This window comes from Candidatus Krumholzibacteriota bacterium (assembly GCA_016931295.1).
Classification (GTDB): domain Bacteria; phylum Krumholzibacteriota; class Krumholzibacteriia; order Krumholzibacteriales; family Krumholzibacteriaceae; genus JAFGEZ01.
Map to the genome: position 1 here is coordinate 1 of JAFGEZ010000008.1, position 2,692 is coordinate 2,692.

Annotated in this window: 1 protein-coding gene; it reads left to right on the plus strand. The window is 70.8% G+C overall.

Annotated elements, in window-relative coordinates:
• On the plus strand, nucleotides 1–2,692 hold a 2,692-nt coding region (locus JW876_02935), incomplete at both ends, for an immune inhibitor A (protein MBN1884465.1).

Sequence of the window (2,692 nt, forward strand, 5' to 3'; positions counted from 1 at the left end):
CGCCCCTACGGCGCGGGCGCCGTCATCGTGATCGGGTTCGACTACTTCGAGTACACCGACAACGCCGCGCGGTTCCTGGCCAACGCGGTCGAGTGGGCCATCACGCTGCGGGACACCGACGGCGACGGCATCCCCGATGCCGTCGAGACGGCCTACGGCCTCGACCCCGAGGATCCCTCCGACGCCGACGGCGACCTCGACGCCGACGGCCTCTCGAACCTCGAGGAGTTCCGCCTCGGGACGCTCCTCGACAACCCCGACACCGACGGCGACGGCCTCACCGACGGCGACGAGGTCGCCGCCGGCCTGGATCCGCTCGATCCCGACACGGACGGGGACGGCGTCGGCGACGCGGTCGACCCGTACCCCCAGGCCATCATCAGGGCGCGCCTCGCCTTGCCCTTCGCCGCGCTCGCCGGCGTGGCCACGCCCGTCGAGGTGCGCCTCACCGCCGGGGGCGAGCTCGTCGGCGTGCCCGTGCCCTTCACGCTCGAGACCACCGGCTCGGCGACGTTTGCCGCGGCGGCCGATGCGGGGACGGTCCTCGGCGGCGGCGGCACGAGCTCCGTCCGGCTCCAGTCCGACGGGGGAATCGTCCGGATCGCCGTCACCGGCCCGGTCGAGGAGACGCTGAGCCTCACCGTGGTCGACTCCGACGGGTTCGGCATCGCCTTCAGCCAGCAGATCAGCGAGGACTTCGAGGCGGACGACGGCGGCTTCATCCACGGCGGCGCGGGCGATGTGTGGCAGTGGGGAGCGCCCTCTTCGGGGCCCCGCTCCGCCCGCTCGGGGGCGAATCTCTGGGCGACGAACCTCGCGGGCGACTATCCCGACTACTCGTGGAGCTACCTGCAGACGCCGGAGTACGATCTCCCGGCCGGCGGCGCGCCCGGGCTCAGCTTCTGGCACTACTACGAGGGAGAGTGCTGCTGCGACTACGCATGGGTCATGATCTCGGTGGACGGCGGAGCGTTCGTCGATTTGCCGGGCGTCGCGGGCAACGAAGGCAACCGGTTCTTCTGCGACGCGACCGGCGGCGCGTTCCAGGAGGTCACCGCGGATCTCTCGGCCTATGCGGGCCATGGGATCCAGCTCAGGTTCCAGTTCAGGAGCGATCTCTCCGTGACCGAGCCCGGCTGGTACATCGACGACTTCGCCATCACCGCCTCGCAGAGCGACCTCGCGGTGCTCGAAGCGTCCGGCGACGAAGATGGGGACGGCCTGACGAACGCGGAGGAACTCGCGAGGGGCACGAATCCCTTCGCCGCCGACACGGACGGTGACGGGCTCCCCGACGGCGTCGAGACGGGCACGGGCGTCTTCGTCGACGAGACCGACACGGGCACCGACCCGCGCGAGCGGGACACCGACGGCGGAGGCATCTCGGACGGCCGGGAGGTGGCCTGGGGGCTCGATCCCACCAACCCCTCGGACGATCCCCCCTTCCACATCCTCGCCTGGACGGCGTACGCCGACATGGTCCCGCAGACTCTTGCCGCGATCAGCCGCTTCTTCCCCGACTGCACGACAACGGAGTCGTGGGAGGAGGATCCCGCCGTGCTCCGGGCCGAGCTCGAGGGGAAGCAGATCCTCCTCCTGCCTAACCAGTGGATGGATGGATTCGCGCAGGGAATCATCTTCGGCGAGGTCCTGCGCGACTTCGCGAGGACCGGCGGGCTGGTCATCGCTCTCTCCTTCGAGAGCTGCAACATGCTCCGGGGCGCGGGCCTCATGGACGCGGAGCCTCTCGATTGGCTCTTCGACGTTCCACTGCGGCTGGTCGATCCCGAGCACCCCCTGGCCGCCGGCATCGTCCCGCCGATCACGGCCCCGGAGTCGACCTTCTCGTACGCGCTGGGCGACGCCGACGCGACGGTGGTGCTCGTGAGCGATGCGGACAGCGCACCCGTCGTGGCCTCCCGGCCGTACGGCGCGGGCGGCGTCGTACTCATCGGGTTTGACTACTGGATGTATGATGACAACGCCGCGAGGTTCCTCGCCAACTCCGTCCTGTCGGCGCTGGCGTTCCGGGACACCGACGGCGACGGGATCCCCGATGCCGTCGAGACGGCGTACGGCCTCGACCCCGAGGATCCCTCCGACGCCGCGGGCGACATCGACGGCGACGGCCTCTCGAACCTCGAGGAGTTCCGCCTCGGGACGCTCCTCGACAACCCCGACTCCGACGGCGACAGCCTCAGCGACGGTGATGAGGTCGCCGCCGGCCTCGATCCCCTCGATCCCGACACCGACGGCGACGGCATCGGCGATGCCGACGACCCCTACCCCCAGGCCATCATCAGGGCCCGGCTCGCCCTGCCCTTCGCGGCGATCGCCGGCGTGCCCGCCGCCGTCGAGGTGCGCCTCACCGCCGGCGGCGAGCTGGTCGGCGCGCCCGTGCCCTTCACCCTCGAGACCACCGGATCGGCGGCGTTTGCGGCGACGGCGGATGTGGGGACGGTCCTCGAGGGAGGCGGCACGAGATCCGTCCGCCTCCAGTCCGAAGAAGGAGTCGCGCGGATCGCCGTCACCGGCACCGTCGAGGAGACGCTGACCTTTAGCGTGGTGGACTCGGATACGTTCGGCATTGTCTTCACGCAGGATGTGGTCTCGGACTTCGAAGCGGACGACGGAGGCTTCACCCACGGCGGCGCGGGCGATGTGTGGCAGTGGGGAGCGCCCTCGTCGGGGC